The organism is Pseudomonas sp. R1-18, assembly GCF_051132095.1.
GTDB lineage: Bacteria > Pseudomonadota > Gammaproteobacteria > Pseudomonadales > Pseudomonadaceae > Aquipseudomonas.
Window position 1 is genome coordinate 4,199,625 of sequence record NZ_CP071658.1, and the last position, 16,717, is coordinate 4,216,341.

The window sequence follows — 16,717 nt, forward strand, 5'->3', positions numbered from 1 at the left end:
AAAGCCGCTTCCTGTCACGCCGACCATTCGAATGTGGTCGCCGTGGCAGGCGGCAGCTGTGTTCAGGCTCGCCATTGCCTGCGTGCCGCTTGTAGATAATCGACCAGCTCACGGGCGCGCCGCTGGAAGTCTTCCACAAGCTGAAGCCCTGTTTGCCCCGATGCCAGAACGCTGTGGCAAAAGAACACGACGGGAGACATGAGCGCGTTGACCGCGTCCACATAACCTCGCCGTGCATCGACCGCACGCGCCGCGCCTTTGAGATCCTCAAGCATGTAATCAAGCGGGCGCCTGTCAGACTCGGCACCCTGCATACCTGCGCTAGCCAGCAATGCCTCGGCATGCCTGATTGATTCTCGGGTGTCCGCGAGCTCCGCCGCCGCCAACGAATCTACGCAACGGTTCAATGCGTCTAAGTAGCCCCGCGCAATGCGCAAGCGATTGAGAAAGTCGCTGGCGGCCTGCTCCTGATAAGACACGAAAGCCAGGTTCTCTTCCAGCGTACGACCGTCTCGTTCAAGTGCCTGCAAGGCAGCACGGTAGGTCTCGATATCGAGGTTACCCAGGCTGCTGCCGACACCGTCGAGCATCGTGATGACCTTGGTGTCGACCTGATAAACCCGCTCAAGAACCGTAAGCAACTGCGCCCGCAGGTGCCCGACGCCCTGAATGCCGGCGCATTGGGTAATCACCTCTCGATAGTGCTTGATCCCGGCGAAGTCGGGTTGGGGAAATGGACGGCGTTTGCTTGAAAGGGTGACTGTCATGCCTGCACCTGCGCAATGGCGTTATTGAATGCGGTGAGCAAATCCTGTGAATGCTGTTTGATCTCGCTCCAGGAGAGGATCATGGATCGCAACCGGGCGACGAACACCACCAGAAATGTCGCGTCGGTCATGTTGTGCAACCGCCTTGCCGATCCGTCGATATAGGTCTGTATCAGAATCCACATGCTCTCCAGGTTCGACGCGCCGGAGGCAGCCGCATCGACGCGGACGCGCAGCTCCTGAACCATGGTCTGCAACTGCGCCAGCGAGGCCAGCAGCGCGTGGTCCTGGCGGATTCTGGCCACCAGCTCACGTTTCTGCGCCATGAGCAATTCAAGGCGAGTCTGTTGCGGCGCCTGTCCATCCGGAAAGACTAGGCCGTAAGCGAATGATGCGAGACACCACTGCTGTTCCAGAAAGTCTTCAAAACTGTCGCTCTGCGCCTGGATCTCCCGGTTGAGCTCTTCCAGCTCCGCATTGAGATCAGCCAGCCGCAAATCACGGTTATTGCGACTGATCAGGGTCAGCTTCAGGCCCAGCGACGGCCCGATACGGGTTTTCAGCTCGCGCTTGAATGCCGAAAGACCGGCATTCACTTGCGCAGTACTGCGGCTGCAATCCGCAATGATGATGCGCAAATCATCGAGCAGCGCATCCAGCGTCGCCTTGCGATTGCGGTCGCGTACTGTCCACTCCGGCACAGGCAGATGCTCGGCTGCCTCGGGCGTCAGGTCACCGAGTACGCCTATGGCGTTGCGATAGCCTTCGAGGCCTTCCACGAACGTGATCAGGGTTTCCCCGCTGTTTCTCAGAGCGTCGGAGAAATACACCAGATCGGTGCCGACATGCTTGATTCCGGTTTCCAGGCCGGGCCACGCCTGGGCATGGCGCTGCACGGCCTGGTACAGGTCCTGGAAATCGGCAGGTTCCAGCCCGGCGATATCCGCCGCTTCATAGCCCAGCAGCTGACGAACCTCATCGAGCCCCGACGGCAGTTCAAGCGCCGAAGCCACATAGCGCCTGATGGTCCATACGTCGGTCTCCGAAACGATGAGCCCCGGCTCTCGCCCCCCGCCCGTACGACCGGCGAGCACCTGCACGTAGTGCGTCGTTACGTCATTCAATCTGTTGATCGGTAAATCTTCGCTTGCCTGCATGTCGCTGTCCTTTATTGACGGCTACTCTTGAGCGCCGTGCAGTTGAAATAGTTCTCCATGAGCTGGCAGATTACAAGTTATCGACTTACTGCAATACAAAGCCTTTTGGACAAAACATGTAGGAATCCTCCTTTGACGAAGATCTATAAAAAACAACATATTACCTACACACCATTCCAACGCAGGTGTATTACTCTCGCCGAGAAGCCATCCAGGCATGACAGCACTCAGGCATTATTCCCACAAAAACAATCGTGATGCGTAACTTACCCAAAACTCACTCAACTGCTAACTTTCCTCAAGACTTGAAACTGAGCAGCAAACAGCCACAACTGTCCTGCCTTGAATTGAATCAAAAGGAACAACCATGTTTAGCATTGAAAAAGCCGAGAACTCCGAACCGCAGAACACAACACTTGATATGAAGGACATCGCAGACAAACCCGTCTATGACGGCGTTCATGATTATCTGCAGGCCGCCGCCGGCAATAATCCGGAATCGAAACGTCAACCGGGCCTGTATCTGATTAATGAGGATCTGCAGAAGGTCAAACGGTTCTGCAGGCACGTCAACCAACTGCCGGTGAACTATCAGCAAGTCGTCAGCTACATCGGCTATTCGGAAGCCTCCCCCGAAGGCTTGGGCCCCGGAGGTATCGTCACTCTGCACAGGAGCCTTCAGAACCTGGCCGGGGTCTGGACCTCCGTCGAAGCACACATGATCAAGGTCGCGGCTGCACTGGTGGCCTTTTCCGGGGAACTGGGATCGTTCGGCAGCTCGATCATTGATCTCATCCGAGGCATGCCAAGCTACAAGTCTTATGAAGGCCGTACACTCGATCTCACCAGCGACGACCTGGCCAGCTTGCCGCATACACCGTTGCTGGACAGCGACCTGCGCACACTGCCGTCTCTGGTCGAGGTGGCCCAAGAGTTGGTGGGCATCGTCGACAGGCATAAACAGGATGCTCAGAACGTCACAATACACATCGAGTACTTTCGGGCTGGGCTGAGAACCGCCAGGGACGACATCGCCCGTAAGCTCGAGCTGGCTGTCAAGTACGACGGCAGCGACCAGATCACCGAGCTCAACGAAGAGCTTGCCCGACACAACGCGCAGCTGGAAGAACTGGGCAACACTTACGGCACGTACACAAATTACAAGTGGTTCGGTGCGTGGTGGGGGCCTGTTGGCGTAGCTATCACTATGAGCATCTATGGCCCGATGGCCAGCCAGGTAAAAACAGAATATGAAATAAAGATCGAACAAAAGAAAAACCTGGAAAAAGAAGTCGCCAATATCAGCAAACTTATGCGCAGCCTGCTGACACTTGAGACCGAATTACAAAACATGCAGTTGCTGACCGAAGAAGCGCTGAGCGGTTCCGGCAACATGGAAAACATCTGGACGCTCATTGGCGCTTATATTAATTCCTCCGTAGAAAGAATAAGAACCACGCATAACGCAACGACGCTTTTTCTTTTTGAGACGCGGCTCTCCCACATGCTCGCCCAGTGGGGCAATGTAGAAAAAGAAGCCAGAGTCCTCATGGAAGTGCTCAACCAAGATACTTAATAAGTAGTCTCTGCCTAGATAAAATTCGCCTGAAAAGGCATCCTGAGTAAACATTATGAACGTAACCTACTTAAACGAACCCTACAACTTTACTACGCCGGACCCTGAAGTTATTCGCTCCAACCGGACTGAACTTCAACGCAAACTGGTCAACCGCGATACGTTTTATCTGCCAGTGGTCAAACATCGGCTGGATAACCTCAGCCAGTTGGTTCACGGCCTGGACGACCATGTCAGGCAACTGCTGGTCGCCGCCCCCGTGGCTCTGCAAACCCAAGAGCTGACCATGATGCTTGGAGAAATGCATGCCGCCTCAAGCCTTGAGCCCAAATCCCTTGCGGCGTCGGTGGGTGGGAACTATCAGGCCGAAATCAGCGATATCGTCGAGAGCAGCCTGAGCCGTATGGCCGAACACGCCGCTTCGCTTAGCGAATTTCTCGATACCCTGAGTGCCTGGGGGTTGCCGGACACGACGCCTTTCATTACCGATCAGGACCACCAGAGTGCAGCCCTGCGGACGGCACTTGTCGCCCTGCAAGCGGAATGCGCCGACATGGAGACGCGCAAGCAACAGGTCAACGACGTCTTGAAGATCTACGACGATAAAACCCTCCTGGACCGATGGACCCCGATTCTGAAATCGGTTGCGAGCCTTCGCGTGAACAACCTCGCAGTGGCGACGATTCAGGGAGCCGTGATCGGCGTGACGAACATGTTAGACATCGCTAGTGAAATGGTTAGATACGGAGACCTCGTCGAAGCCAGAAGCCATCTTCAGACCCGCCTGGACGCCACGTATGCGCAAATCGCAGAGCGCAAGAAGCAGATCAAAACGCTCGACTTGCACAACGAACAGCTTCGCGGGATTCAGGGCATCGAGGTGCCCAAACAGCGCTACGAGCAGGAACTACGCAAGATCCCAAAAGCCCTGGAAACATTCCTGAGCCTGCGACAGCGGCAGGCCGAGGTCTCTGTGGTCGATTACGCCCGCGCATTCATCACGCAGGCTGACGCCCTGGGCGAGTGGCTGCGGGTGGTCCTGAAAAACTGGAAGTAACCGCCATACCGTTTCCGTCGCCCACAAAAAAGCCCGCGATCACTCGCGGGCTTTTCGGTTCGGCCCCGGTTACAGGTAGAACGCTTTCAGCGGCGGGAAGCCATTGAATTCCACCGCGCTGTAGCTGGTGGTGTAGGCACCGGTGGACAACCAGTACAGGCGGTCACCGATGGCCAGGTTCAACGGCAGGCCATACTTGTAGTTCTCGTACATGATGTCGGCGCTGTCGCAAGTCGGGCCGGCGATGACTACTTCTTCCATCTCGCCTTTCTTCTCGGTCCAGATCGGAAACTTGATGGCTTCGTCCATGGTTTCGATCAGACCGGAGAATTTGCCCACGTCGGTGTAAACCCAACGTTCGACCGCAGTACGCGACTTGCGTGCGACCAACACCACTTCGCTGACCAGAATGCCGGCGTTGGAGATCAGCGAACGGCCCGGTTCCAGAATGATTTCCGGCAGGTCGTCACCGAAGTCTTCCTTCAGGAAGCGGATGATTTCTTCGGCATAGGTTTCCAGGCTGTTGGTGCGGGTGATGTAGTTGGCCGGGAAGCCACCACCCATGTTGATCAGCTTGAGAACGATGCCGTCTTCTTCTTTCAGTCGCTCGAAGATCACCTTTACCTTGGCGATCGCGGCATCCCAGACGCTGATGTCGCGCTGCTGCGAACCGACGTGGAACGAAATGCCATAAGGGACCAGGCCCAGGTCGCGGGCGAGGATCAGCAGGTCCATGGCCATGTCGGTCTGGCAACCGAACTTGCGCGACAGCGGCCAGTCGGCGGTGGTCGAACCTTCGGTCAGGATGCGGACATAGACTTTGGAGCCCGGCGCGGCTTTGGCGATGTTGCGTAGATCGGCCTCGGAGTCCGTCGCGTACAGACGCACGCCTTTCTCGTAGAAGTAGCGGATATCCCTAGACTTCTTGATGGTGTTGCCGTAGCTGATGCGCTCCGGACCAACGCCGCAACTCATGACCTTGTCCAGCTCGTAGATGGATGCGATGTCGAAACTCGAACCCTTGTTCTTGAGCAGCTCGATGATTTCGACTGCCGGGTTGGCCTTGACGGCGTAATACACCTTGGCGAATTCAAAGCCTGCACGCAGGTCATCGTAAGCCTTGCTGATGATGTTGGTGTCAATGACCACGAACGGCGTTTCTTGCTTGTCAGCGAACGACTTCATTTTCGCGAAGGTTTCGGCTGGGTAGTAGTCTTCGACCTTGATCGGCATGCTTGGGGGACTCCTGAGGCAGACAAATGAATAAATGGGTGCTGGAGCGCGTCATCAATGGGTTCTCGAACGTGAACCCATTGATGACGCGCCCCGCGAACGCCCTCCGTATCCCCACTTTGGTTCGCCTACTTCCCAAGGCATGTCGCCGAAAGCAAAAAGGCCACGGAGGCTCGCCTCCTTGGCCTTGCTGTCTCGTCGTCAGTACTTGAGCCGGATGGATCGTTTCCAGCATGGACGTTCGGCGCGAACTGTAGGACCTGAGAGGCTTGAGATCAACTAAAAATGTCGCGTTTTTGTACGCAACACTCCTGCAGTCCTTTACACCCACTTGTGTAACCGACCCACATGACAGACCGATGTTCCTCGGATCACCGTCCAACCGACGAGCAGGCCAAGGATTTGTGAGGCCCGGACACGACAACACCCTGGAAAACCAGGGTGTTGTCGGTGCTGCAAGGACCAGATCTGTGGGAGCGGACTTGTCCGCTCACCATCTGGACGCAATCGTCGTGGGAGGCAGCTTGCTGGCAACGAACGATGAAGCGGTGTCTTTGACGACCCGCGTCGTTCCCGTCGCGAGCAAGCTCCCTCCACAGGTTCAAGCCCGGGCTATATCACAACGTCCACTTGAGCGAAAACATCACGTTACGCGGGTCGCCGTAGACGCCGGTACCGGAGCTGTTAGGAATACCCTGCCAGTACTTGGTATCGAACACGTTGTTGAAGTTGACGCGACCATCCCAGTGCTCGTCGAACTTGTAACCGGCCATCAGACCTACTACAGCGTATTCGTCTTGGGTAGAGTGCCCGGTGCCAACACGCTTGTACGTTTCGCTCTGGGCGAACACGTCCGCACCAATACGCCACTTGCTCAGGTCGCCTTGCAACTGGTAGCTGGTTGCAGACTTGAACAGGTGCTTGGGTTGTTCCGGTGCGAACAGTTTCCCCTCATTGCTCTGAATCGCATCCTTAACGTACTCGCTCAAGACGTAGGTGTAGGCTGCAGAAAACTGCCAGTTCGGAGTCAGAGAACCACTGATCTCAGTGTCGATACCGCGGCTGCGGACTTCGCCAGCGGCTTCCGAACAGGTACGGTTTTGATTCCGGCACACAACTGGCTGAGGCTCGATCGAATAAGCGCGATTCTGCTGAGTCATGTCAAACAGTGCTACGGAAGCGTTCAACCCGCCGTCAAAGTATTCACCTTTGATACCGATTTCGTAGCTTTCGCCGGTCATCGGGTCGAGGATCGAGCCACCAACGTTTTGCGCGCTCTGTGGTTTGAAGATCTCTGTGTAACTAGCGTAAACCGAGTAGGTATCGTTCAGGTCGTAGATAACACCTGCGTACGGAGTCACTTCACGGGTGACTTTATAATCGCCGTCGCCACTCTGGTTGTCATAGTCGTACCAGCTCACCCGGCTACCGAGGATCACGTGCAGCGGATCGATTGGGTTGAAGCGGGCCACTGCGTAAACACCCTCCTCGGTGGCAGTGTTCTTACTCTGGTAAGGCTGGCGGTCATCCCGCGACGGCTTTGGAATTGCGCTGTGATTGAAGTTGTAGATATCCACAGGGGTCGCGGCCGCCCACCAACCGCCCTGTTGGTTGAATTTTTCTTGCCGACGGCTGACACCGACGCTGAGCTCATGCTCGCGTCCGAACAGCTGGAACGGACCCGACAACGAACCGTCAAGATTGGTCTGAGTGTCCGTAGTGTCGTACTGACCGCTGGACTGGGTAAAGCCAGTAGGGCCGCCTGCGTTGAGGTAACTGGAAAAGGTGTTGGACTCGGCCCACATCCGCGAAGCCGACACCTTGCCAGTCCAGCCATTGTCGAAACGGTGTGTGACGTCTGTGAACGCACTGACGGTGTCCCGATCCCAATACGCCCAGTCATTACTCAGAAAGGTCGATCGCGAAAGATGCAGATCTTCCCCGTTAGGCCCGGAAGGCAAGCTGCCCCAATCGGAAGTCGCATCGTCGCGTTGCTTGGAGGCGCCGATGGTCCAGGTCGTCGAATCATTTAGATCGGCTTCGAGGATTCCGTAAAAAGTCTGACGCTGTTTATCGCGCTCGTCGATAAAGCTATTGCCGTCCTGGTAGGCAGCCACGACGCGACCACGCAGCGTGCCCGAATCATTGAGCTTGTTGGAAGCATCCACTTCGGTGCGATAGCGATCCCAGCTACCGGCGCTAGTGGTAATGCTGACCTGTGGAGTGGCGGTAGGACGCTTGCGTACCAGGTTCAGCGTCGCGGACGGGCTGCCGGCACCGGTCATCAAACCGGTTGCGCCGCGGACCACTTCCACGCGGTCGTACATGGCCAGATCGGCTTCGGCGAGGGTGTCCTGGGTGAACGTACCTACGCTGGTGGGCAGGCCGTCGTACATGATGTTGTCGATGGTGAAGCCGCGTGCATCGAACTGCTGACGGTCACCACCAAACTTACGCAACGTCACGCCTGGAGCGTACTTGACCACGTCATTGAGGTCGTTCATGCCCTGGTCTTCGATCCGCTGACGAGTCACGACGCTCACCGACTGCGGCGTTTCACGAATCGACAACGGCAACTTGGTTGCGGTGTTCATCGAACCGGTGGTGTAGGAATTAGTGCCTTCGGTGCTCGCCGCGCCGACAAGGCTTGCATCGGCGTTGATGTTCACGCCGTCCAGCGCAATGGCGCCCTGGCTCGGGGCAATGATGCGCGCGGAGTTGCCTTCCACGCTGGCGGTCAGGCCGCTGCCTGCGAGCAGGCGTTGCAGCGCTTGCGCTGGCTCCAGGTCGCCACGGACCGTCGGTGCCTGTTTACCGGAAACCGACTGCGTGTCGAAGATCACTTGCATGCCACTAAGCTGTCCCAACTGTGTGAGGGAAGTGCTCAGAGGCTGAGCGGGCAAATCAACGCGGACCGGGGCGGCCAGCAGCGAGGCGGAAAAGCCAAGTGCCAATGCGGCAGTCAGTGCATGCAGAGCAGGACGAGACATCGTCGGATTCCAGATGAGGTATTAAAGAACGCGCAACTGCTGGTCGGACAGGTACTTATCTACCGTACGAAACGTCTGACACGTGTGTACGCATAAGCCCCGCATGCTAGTGAAATGTGAAAATAATGTAAACACTAACAATTCTCAGTTGCTAAAAAATCTTTAGGCGGCCCGAACTGCATTTTGGTGTCGAGGTCGTCGAGCGGGAAGGGAGTTTGCGAGCAAGGATCAGGACATTCACAGCAGGTGTATTGGCTGTAGACCTTTCTTCGCGGACAAGTCCGCGCCTACAGGTTCGGCGCAAAACTGGTGGGAGCGGACTTGTACGCGAATAAATCGACGCGGTATGCCCAGGACGACGCATCGTTCGCGGACAAGCCCGCTCCTACAGTGGCCTCAGCTCTGCCCTTCAGCCGCCAATTCAGCCGGTGACACGATCGTGGTCTTCATGCCGCGCGAGCGGCCGGAGCTCAGGTAGGCCGCGATGGATTCTTGCGTCACTTCGCCCAGGAACACTTTCTCCGCATCCAGCACGGGCAGCCACGAGCGGTTGAACTCGTACATGCGCGACAACAGGATGCGCAGGTTTTCGTCGTGGACCGCAGTGGCGTTGAATTCCTGAAGAAATTGAGCGCAGCTGCCCTGCTGACGGTGCAGGTCACGGCGGCGCACGTAGCCCAGCGCCTTGTTCTCTGCATCGGTCACCACAATGTAGCGGCGGTCGTTTTCGTCCATGACTTCCAGCGCGTCCGCGACCGGGGTTTCCGGGCTGACGGAAGGTGCGTTGTCGGCGGCGTCTTCGGCCTTGACCAGCAGCAGGCGTTTGAGGGTGCTGTCCTGGCCGACGAAGTTGCTGACGAAGTCGTCCACCGGATGCGCCAGCAGCGTGTCCGGGTGGTCAATCTGCAGCAGCTTGCCGCCACGGAAAATGGCGATCTTGTCGCCCAGTTTGAGGGCTTCGTCAATGTCGTGGCTGACCATGATCACGGTCTTGTTCAGCGCGCGCTGCATCTCGAAAAACTCGTTCTGGATCATCTCGCGGTTGATCGGGTCGACCGCGCCGAACGGTTCATCCATCAGCAGCAACGGCGCGTCGGCCGCCAACGCGCGGATTACGCCGATCCGCTGTTGCTGTCCGCCGGACAGTTCACGCGGGTAGCGATGCAGATACTGCTTGGGCTCAAGCTTGATCATGCTCATCAGTTCGCGAGCCCGGTCGTGACAGCGCTGCTTGTCCCAGCCGAGCAGTTTGGGCACGACCACAATGTTCTCTTCGATAGTCATGTTCGGGAACAGACCGATCTGCTGAATCACATAGCCGATGTTGCGACGCAACGTCACTTCGTCCAGGTCGGTGGTGTCTTCGCCATTGATCAGGATCTTGCCGGACGTCGGCACGATCAGGCGGTTGATCATCTTGAGCGTGGTGCTTTTACCGCAGCCCGAAGGGCCCAGGAAGACGCAGATCTCGCCTTCATTGACGGTAAGGCTGACCGAATCGACAGCCTTCACTTCTTTGCCGTTGCTCTGGAAAGTCTTGGAGAGGTTCTGGAGTTCGATCATTTCAGGAGTCCTTTTGGAGTCAGCGTGCGTTGCAGCCATTGCAGGAGAAGGTCAGCGACGATGGCCAGAATGCTGACCAGCACCGCGCCGACGATCAGCATCGACATATCGCTGCGGCTGATTGAAGCGAGAATGAGTACACCCAGACCACCGGCGCCGATGGTCGCGGCAATGGTCATGACGCCGATATTCATGACCACGGCGGTACGTACACCGGCGAGGATCACTGGCACGGCGATCGGCAGTTCGACCATGCGCAGGCGCTGGCCGAAGGTCATGCCGATGCCCTTGGCGGCTTCGCGAATGCCCGGCTCTACGCCGGTCAGAGCCAGGTAGGTGTTGCGCATGATGGGCAACAGGGAATAAAGAAACACGGCCGTAATGGCCGGCATCGGGCCAAGGCCCTGCCCAAATTTCGAGTAGAACGGCAGCAGCAGCCCGAACAGGGCAATCGACGGCACGGTCAGCAGCACAGTGGCGCTGGCCTGCAACGGGCCGGCCAGGGCGGGAAAGCGGGTCATCAACACCCCCAGCGGCACGCCAACGGCAATCGCCAGGGTAACGGCGATTCCGACCAGTGTGATGTGCTGCCAGGTCAGTTGCATGACCTGAGCCCAGTCCAGATGGGAGAAGGCGCTCAAGAAACTCATATCGTCTCCTTCCTTAATTCAGGGGATGCTGGCGCAGGAAATCCGCGGCAACGGTGGACGGGCTTTCGTGGTCGACGTCGACTCGCGCGTTGAGATCGATCATGGTCTGGTTGTCCAGCAGATCGGCCAGCGGCTTGAGCAACGTGGCGAGATCCGGATGCTTGTCCAGATAGTCCTTGCGAATCACCGGAGCTGCGGTGTAGTCCGGGAAGTAATGCTTGTCGTCCTGCAGTACCTTGAGCTTGAACGCATTGAGGCGCCCGTCGGTGGTGTAGACCAGCCCGGCGAAAACCTGGCCGTTGCGCAGTGCGGTGTAGACCAGACCGGCGTCCATCTGCCGGGTATTCTCGCGGCCCAGATTCATGTCGTAATGCTTGACCAGGCCGATCAGCCCGTCGGAACGGTTGGCGAACTCGGTATCCAGCGCAACGAGATGATTCTGTTTGGCTTCGTCCTTGAGCACCTTGGTCAGGTCGCTCATGGTGTTGATGTGCGGATACTCATCGGCGACGTTCTTGGGCAGCGCCAGCGCGTAGGTATTGTTGAATTTCGACGGCGACAGCCAGACCAGGCCCTTTTTCGCGTCCAATTCCTTGACCCGTGCGTAGGTCTGCGCGCTGTCGAGTTTCTCGTCGATGTGGTTGTAGGCCACCAGTGAAACGCCGGTGTATTCCCACAACAGGTCCAGCTGACCGGTTTCGTGAGCGCTGCGCGCCAGGTTGCTGCCCAGGCCGCCGGTAATCTGCACGTCATAGTTCTTGGTGCGCAGGTATTGGGCGGTCAGTTCGGCGAGCATGGTCTGCTCGGTGAACACCCTGGCGCCGATGCGCAACAGGGGCTTTTCCGCAGCCTGAGCAAACAGCGGAAACAACAGGGCAAGGCCCAGAAGCATGCATATCTTTTTCATGAACATTCCTTTCTCTCAGCGAATCACTCTCAGCGACTCAGGCCGCGTTCCAGCCAGATGCGGCTGAACAGGGTGACCAGTCCATCGAGCAACAACGCGAGCAGCGCGGTACACGCCGCACCCAGCAACAGTTGCGGCTGGTTATTCAGCGCGATGCCGGGGAAGATCAGGCTGCCAAGGCTGTTGGCGCCGATCAGGAAGGCCAGCGGCGCGGTGCCGACGTTGATTGCCAGTGCAACGCGCACACCGCCGATGATGATCGGCACGGCATTGGGCAATTCGACACGCAGCAAAACCTGGCGCGGCGTCATGCCGATGCCGGTGGCGGCTTCCTTGAGTGAGCCCTGGACATTTTTCAGGCCTTCGTAGGTGTTGCGCACGATGGGCAACAGCGAAGCGAGGAACAGGGCGAAGATGGCGGGGCCACTGCCGATCCCGAGAATTCCGAGAGCGATGGCCAGCACGGCGAGGGGAGGAACGGTGTTGCCGATGTTGAATATCTGCATGAAGCGTTCTGCGCGGCCGACCATGCCTGGCCGGCTAAGGGCAATGCCCGCTGGAACCCCGACCACAAGGGCCGCCAGCATTGAAACCAGAACCAGAACCAGATGAGCTTGCAGATAGAACAGTAGATCTTCTTTGTAGCGTTCAATTGTATCGATGCCGATCCAGTGGACCAGCAGGGCCAGGAGTACGATCGTGATCGCACCCCCCATCAGCCCCTTGCCATAGCGATTAGCCACGGGCGGACTCCTTATTTCAGTCGGCGAACAATATGTCGATCCGGCAACCCATACGGGAGGCCGGCCAAGGCGTTCGCGAAGAGCAGCAGGTGGGGCGCCGGTAAGGGATGAACCTCGGCGAGAACACGAGCCATGAGCGCAGCTTCGTCAAGCTAACCAGCTGATTTTTCAGCCCTTGAGATCAGCCGCGCGCTGGCTGATGCAGGGGAGTGGACGTCTCCACAACCAGAAAGGTTCCCATGCGAGAAAGCATCTGGCCACCCTTGGTCGACTGAACGGTTCGGTTATTGCCCGGAGTTGAGCTATAATCTGCGCCCTTTTTTTGACTCTCTTTCAGGCGATTTCCCATGACCCAACAGGCCGCCGAAGTCGCGAAACGCCGCACTTTCGCCATCATTTCCCACCCGGACGCCGGTAAAACCACCATCACGGAAAAGCTCTTGCTGATGGGCAAGGCTATCTCTGTCGCAGGTACGGTCAAGTCCCGCAAGTCCGATCGTCACGCTACATCCGACTGGATGGAGATGGAGAAACAGCGCGGCATCTCCATCACCACCTCGGTGATGCAGTTCCCGTATCGCGAGCACATGATCAATCTGCTCGACACCCCGGGTCACGAAGACTTCTCGGAAGACACCTATCGCACCCTGACGGCTGTCGACTCGGCGCTGATGGTTCTGGACGGCGGCAAGGGCGTCGAGCCACGTACCATCGCCCTGATGGACGTCTGCCGTCTGCGCGACACGCCGATCGTCAGCTTCATCAACAAGCTCGACCGTGACATCCGCGACCCGATCGAGCTGCTGGATGAGATCGAAGCCGTCCTGAAGATCAAGGCCGCGCCGATCACCTGGCCGATTGGCTGCTACCGCGATTTCAAGGGCGTCTACCATCTGGCGGATGACTACATCATCGTCTACACCGCCGGCCATGGTCATGAGCGCACTGAAACCAAGATCATCCAGAATCTGGACTCCGACGAAGCGCGCGCTCATCTGGGCGATGAGTACGACCGGTTCGTCGAACAGCTCGAACTGGTTCAGGGCGCGTGCCACGAATTCAACCAGCAGGAATTCATCGACGGCCAGCTGACTCCGGTGTTCTTTGGCACCGCGCTGGGCAACTTCGGCGTCGACCACGTGCTCGACGCAGTCGTGGACTGGGCACCGAAGCCGTTGCCACGCGTCGCCAACGAGCGCAGCGTCGAGCCGCAGGAAGAGAAATTCAGCGGCTTCGTGTTCAAGATCCAGGCGAACATGGACCCCAAGCACCGCGACCGCATTGCGTTCATGCGCATCTGCTCGGGCCGCTACGATAAGGGCATGAAGATGCGCCATGTGCGCCTGGGCAAGGACGTGCGGATCGGTGATGCATTGACGTTCTTCTCCTCGGAGCGCGAGCAACTGGAAGAGGCCTACGCGGGCGACATCATCGGCCTGCACAACCACGGCACCATCCAGATCGGCGACACCTTCACCGAAGGCGAAAGCCTGGGCTTCACCGGCATTCCGCACTTCGCGCCCGAGCTGTTTCGCCGCGTGCGCCTGAAGGACCCGCTCAAGTCCAAGCAATTGCGTCAGGGCTTGCAGCAACTGGCAGAAGAAGGCGCCACTCAGGTGTTCTTCCCGCAGCGCAGCAACGATATCATTCTGGGCGCGGTCGGCGTGCTGCAGTTCGATGTGGTCGCCAGCCGCCTGAAAGAGGAATACAAGGTCGAGTGCGCCTACGAGCCGATTACCGTGTGGTCTGCCCGCTGGATCGATTGCGCCGACAAAAAGAAACTCGAAGAGTTTGAGAACAAGGCCGCGGAAAACCTGGCGCTGGACGGCGGCGGCCACCTGACCTACCTCGCTCCGACGCGGGTCAACCTGTCGTTGATGGAAGAGCGCTGGCCGGACGTGAAATTCCGCGCTACCCGCGAGCACCATTGATCGATTGATCCGGCAAGCGTCCCTGCACCCCATGCAGGGACGCTACGCGTTGCCAATCAGTGTGCGTATTGCTTGAGCTTTTCCTGCATGAAATCCAGAAAGCACTGAATCCTCAACGCCAGCTGCGAGTTGCGGTAGTACACCGCATTGATCGGCTGACGATAGCCGCTGTTGGCTTGCGTCAACAGGTTCACCAGCTGCCCGTCGCGTATGTCCTCATGGGTCATGAAGTGCGACAGACAGGCAATCCCCTCCCCCGCCAGCGCCAGATGCCGCAAGGTATCGCCGCTCGATGCCGACAGTGTCGGCTCTATCACCAGCCGGTCACCTTCGGCATGGCGCAACGGCCAGTGGTTGAGCACTTCAACCTGGGTGAAGCCCAGCAACGTGTGGCGCGACAGATCTTCCACGGTTGTCGGCGTGCCATGACGTTGCAGGTAAGCGGGGCTGGCGACGATATTCAACGTGCAGCTGCCCAGATAGCGCGCGTGCAAGGTTGAATCGGGCAGCGCGCCCAGGCGGATGGCGATATCGGTACTTTTTTCCAGCAGATCGATGAACCAGTCGTCGCTGTTGAGTTCAAGCTGGATATCCGGATACAACCGGCGAAACTCTGCAACGTGCGGCACCACCGAATGCAGCATGAAGGGCGAAGCGGCATTGATACGCAAACGCCCCGCCGGGGTCTGGCGGGAGGAAGACAGGTGTTCTTCGAGGCTTTCCATCTGCTCAAGTATCTGGCGGGAACGCTCCAGAAAAAACTTGCCCTCCTCGGTCAGATCCATGCGCCGCGTGGTGCGGTTGATCAGCGTGGTTTCCAGCTTGGCTTCAAGGCGGGACAACGTCCGGCTGATCCCCGAAGGCGTCTGCCCCATTTTCTCCGCCGCGGCGGAAATCGAGCCGCTTTCAATGACCGAAACGAACACCTGCAACTCATCGGATCTGGCTTTCACGGTTACCCCCTGCTCAAAACTCAGGGGATCTTACGTCCAACAGCAGGAGCGCGCTTGCCCGCGACCACGTATTTTCTGGCAACACAGATCTGTGGACTATTACGGCCTCGTCGCGGGCAAGCGCGCTCCTACGAAACAACCGCGTTAGATATCGGATCTGGCTATTACGTCCAGCTGTAGGAGCGCGCTTGCCCGCGATTACGTATTTTCTGGCAACACAAATCTGTGGACTATTACGGCCTCGTCGCGGGCAAGCGCGCTCCTGCGAAACAACCGCGTTAGATATCGGATCTGGCTATTACGTCCAGCTGTAGGAGCGCGCTTGCCCGCGATTACGTATTTTCTGGCAACACAAATCTGTGGACTATTACGGCCTCGTCGCGGGCAAGCGCGCTCCTGCGCATGGAGGTGCCTTCAGACTGCGAACACCTTCGCTAGATGCGCTTCGTAACGCTTCACATCATTCTCGATGTTCGGCACTTTCATCACGTCGACGGCCAGGAATGTCGGCAGGCCGGTCATGCCCAGGAACTGATTGGCCTTATGAAACGGGAAGTACACCGCGTCCACGCCCTTGGCTTCAAAGAAATCAGTCGGGGCGTCGAACGCCTGTTGTGGCGCATTCCAGGTAGCGGAAATCATGTATTGCTTGCCGTGCAGCAAGCCACCGCTGCCGTATTTCTGCGATGCGTCGGAGCGAGTGCGACCGTCGTTGGCGTACAGGCTGCCGTGGCCTTCAGTGAAGACCTCGTCGATGTATTTCTTCACGGTCCACGGCGCGCCCATCCACCAGCCGGGCATTTGCCAGATGATGACGTCGGCCCACAGAAACTTCTGCACTTCCTCGGCAACGTCGTAACCGCCGTCGATGAAGGTTTCCTTCACATCGAAACCCGAGTGATCCAGAAACGCCACGCCTGCCTCATGCAAGGTCGCGTTATAGCGGCCATCAGAGTGGGCGAATTGTTTGCCGCCGTTGAGAAACAGTACCTTTTTCATTGCAAACCTCTCGAATTTCGCCCCGGGACACTTTGCGGAAGTGGGGGCGAAGGTCATGAATTGATGGCGTGCAGAATAAGCAGAGAGGTGCTTATGAAAAAGAACAGGTGCAGCAAATCAGATTTGCTCAATGATCACGAATCCAGCACCTATTGTTGACTTAGAATGACCATCAATTTCCATCGAGGTCT

The 16,717-nt window shown here is 57.7% G+C and carries 13 protein-coding genes; 3 read left to right on the plus strand and 10 right to left on the minus strand.

Features of this window, described 5'->3' with window-relative positions:
* Positions 1 to 62 precede the first annotated feature (62 nt).
* Together J3P77_RS19240 and J3P77_RS19245 are read right to left on the minus strand one after the other, a co-directional pair.
* A complete protein-coding gene (locus J3P77_RS19240; RefSeq protein ID WP_434678154.1) occupies positions 63 to 767 on the minus strand; it encodes a hypothetical protein in 705 nt (234 codons plus the stop codon).
* Positions 764 to 1,924 carry an alpha-xenorhabdolysin family binary toxin subunit A gene (locus J3P77_RS19245; protein ID WP_434678155.1) on the minus strand — a complete coding sequence of 387 codons (1,161 nt, stop codon included), beginning with the start codon at positions 1,922 to 1,924 and terminating at the stop codon, positions 764 to 766. The genes J3P77_RS19240 and J3P77_RS19245 overlap by 4 nt, the downstream gene beginning before the upstream one ends.
* Positions 1,925 to 2,291: 367 nt before the next feature.
* On the opposite strand from J3P77_RS19245, the gene J3P77_RS19250 reads away from it, so the two are divergent.
* Entirely contained in the window at positions 2,292 to 3,500 is a 1,209-nt protein-coding gene (locus J3P77_RS19250; RefSeq protein ID WP_434678156.1) for an alpha-xenorhabdolysin family binary toxin subunit A, read from the plus strand.
* A 55-nt stretch (positions 3,501 to 3,555) separates the two neighbouring features.
* Entirely contained in the window at positions 3,556 to 4,557 is a 1,002-nt protein-coding gene (locus tag J3P77_RS19255) for an alpha-xenorhabdolysin family binary toxin subunit B (protein ID WP_434678157.1), read from the plus strand.
* A gap of 69 nt (positions 4,558 to 4,626) precedes the next feature.
* Here J3P77_RS19255 and J3P77_RS19260 read toward each other — a convergent pair whose 3' ends face one another.
* From J3P77_RS19260 to J3P77_RS19285, 6 genes are all read right to left on the minus strand, one after another.
* Positions 4,627 to 5,790, minus strand: a complete 1,164-nt coding sequence (locus J3P77_RS19260) for a type III PLP-dependent enzyme (RefSeq protein WP_434678158.1) — start codon at positions 5,788 to 5,790, stop codon at positions 4,627 to 4,629.
* A gap of 617 nt (positions 5,791 to 6,407) precedes the next feature.
* Complete coding sequence (locus J3P77_RS19265; RefSeq protein WP_434678159.1) at positions 6,408 to 8,780, minus strand: TonB-dependent siderophore receptor; 2,373 nt, start codon at positions 8,778 to 8,780, stop codon at positions 6,408 to 6,410.
* A 396-nt stretch (positions 8,781 to 9,176) separates the two neighbouring features.
* Entirely contained in the window at positions 9,177 to 10,343 is a 1,167-nt protein-coding gene (locus J3P77_RS19270; protein ID WP_434678160.1) for an osmoprotectant ABC transporter ATP-binding protein OsmV, read from the minus strand.
* Positions 10,340 to 10,993 (minus strand): ABC transporter permease, encoded by a 654-nt coding sequence (locus J3P77_RS19275; RefSeq protein ID WP_434678161.1) that lies wholly within the window; start codon positions 10,991 to 10,993, stop codon positions 10,340 to 10,342. Before J3P77_RS19275 ends, J3P77_RS19270 begins: the two co-directional genes overlap by 4 nt.
* 13 nt (positions 10,994 to 11,006) lie before the next feature.
* Positions 11,007 to 11,900: a glycine betaine ABC transporter substrate-binding protein gene (locus J3P77_RS19280; RefSeq protein WP_434678162.1), complete on the minus strand. Its 894-nt coding sequence runs from the start codon at positions 11,898 to 11,900 to the stop codon at positions 11,007 to 11,009.
* Between the two features lie 29 nt (positions 11,901 to 11,929).
* Positions 11,930 to 12,616 carry an ABC transporter permease gene (locus tag J3P77_RS19285; RefSeq protein WP_434682075.1) on the minus strand — a complete coding sequence of 229 codons (687 nt, stop codon included), beginning with the start codon at positions 12,614 to 12,616 and terminating at the stop codon, positions 11,930 to 11,932.
* A gap of 374 nt (positions 12,617 to 12,990) precedes the next feature.
* Between J3P77_RS19285 and J3P77_RS19290 the strand changes: the two genes are divergently transcribed.
* On the plus strand, positions 12,991 to 14,574 hold the full coding sequence (locus tag J3P77_RS19290) for a peptide chain release factor 3 (RefSeq protein WP_434678163.1): 1,584 nt from the start codon (positions 12,991 to 12,993) through the stop codon (positions 14,572 to 14,574).
* Between the two features lie 56 nt (positions 14,575 to 14,630).
* On the opposite strand, the gene J3P77_RS19295 is transcribed toward J3P77_RS19290, so the two are convergent.
* The gene (locus J3P77_RS19295) at positions 14,631 to 15,527 is read right to left on the minus strand and encodes a LysR substrate-binding domain-containing protein (RefSeq protein ID WP_434678164.1); all 897 of its coding nucleotides are present in this window, start codon (positions 15,525 to 15,527) and stop codon (positions 14,631 to 14,633) included.
* A gap of 414 nt (positions 15,528 to 15,941) precedes the next feature.
* Entirely contained in the window at positions 15,942 to 16,526 is a 585-nt protein-coding gene (locus J3P77_RS19300) for an NAD(P)H-dependent oxidoreductase (RefSeq protein WP_434678165.1), read from the minus strand.
* Positions 16,527 to 16,717 lie beyond the last annotated feature (191 nt).

What these genes read in the sequence shown, in the direction of transcription:
- J3P77_RS19250 (WP_434678156.1), top strand. Translation starts at nt 2,292, where the DNA reads ATGTTTAGCATTGAAAAAGCCGAGAACTCCGAACCGCAGAACACAACA.
- J3P77_RS19255 (WP_434678157.1), top strand. Translation starts at nt 3,556, where the DNA reads ATGAACGTAACCTACTTAAACGAACCCTACAACTTTACTACGCCGGAC.
- J3P77_RS19290 (WP_434678163.1), top strand. Translation starts at nt 12,991, where the DNA reads ATGACCCAACAGGCCGCCGAAGTCGCGAAACGCCGCACTTTCGCCATC.
- J3P77_RS19280 (WP_434678162.1), bottom strand. Translation starts at nt 11,900, where the DNA reads ATGAAAAAGATATGCATGCTTCTGGGCCTTGCCCTGTTGTTTCCGCTG.
- J3P77_RS19300 (WP_434678165.1), bottom strand. Translation starts at nt 16,526, where the DNA reads ATGAAAAAGGTACTGTTTCTCAACGGCGGCAAACAATTCGCCCACTCT.
- J3P77_RS19260 (WP_434678158.1), bottom strand. Translation starts at nt 5,790, where the DNA reads ATGCCGATCAAGGTCGAAGACTACTACCCAGCCGAAACCTTCGCGAAA.
- J3P77_RS19245 (WP_434678155.1), bottom strand. Translation starts at nt 1,924, where the DNA reads ATGCAGGCAAGCGAAGATTTACCGATCAACAGATTGAATGACGTAACG.
- J3P77_RS19275 (WP_434678161.1), bottom strand. Translation starts at nt 10,993, where the DNA reads ATGAGTTTCTTGAGCGCCTTCTCCCATCTGGACTGGGCTCAGGTCATG.
- J3P77_RS19240 (WP_434678154.1), bottom strand. Translation starts at nt 767, where the DNA reads ATGACAGTCACCCTTTCAAGCAAACGCCGTCCATTTCCCCAACCCGAC.
- J3P77_RS19270 (WP_434678160.1), bottom strand. Translation starts at nt 10,343, where the DNA reads ATGATCGAACTCCAGAACCTCTCCAAGACTTTCCAGAGCAACGGCAAA.
- J3P77_RS19265 (WP_434678159.1), bottom strand. Translation starts at nt 8,780, where the DNA reads ATGTCTCGTCCTGCTCTGCATGCACTGACTGCCGCATTGGCACTTGGC.
- J3P77_RS19285 (WP_434682075.1), bottom strand. Translation starts at nt 12,616, where the DNA reads ATGGGGGGTGCGATCACGATCGTACTCCTGGCCCTGCTGGTCCACTGG.